Origin of the sequence: Streptomyces sp. NRRL WC-3605 (genome assembly GCF_001509795.1) — a bacterium.
In the GTDB taxonomy this organism is placed as follows: Bacteria; Actinomycetota; Actinomycetes; order Streptomycetales; family Streptomycetaceae; genus Streptomyces; species Streptomyces viridochromogenes.
Map to the genome: position 1 here is coordinate 1 of NZ_LLZN01000036.1, position 201 is coordinate 201.

Genomic DNA, 201 nt, shown 5'->3' on the forward strand with positions numbered 1-201 from the left:
GGCGGAGTGAAGGGTGTCGGGGTGGTCTTCGCCCAGGACGCGGCGGCGGCGCTCCAAGACGTCCTCGCTCATTCGGCGGGCCTCGATGTGCTCTCCAAGCTTGCTCACAATGTTGGCTAGGTTCTGGGCGGAGTGAAGGGTGTCGGGGTGGTCTTCGCCCAGGACGCGGCGGCGGCGCTCCAAGACGTCCTCGCTCATTCG

At 67.2% G+C, this 201-nt stretch carries 1 protein-coding gene; it reads right to left on the bottom strand.

The features are described 5' to 3' along the window. A partial coding sequence (locus tag ADL34_RS06200; protein ID WP_159038893.1) for a tetratricopeptide repeat protein occupies nt 1-201 on the bottom strand: 201 nt, incomplete at both ends.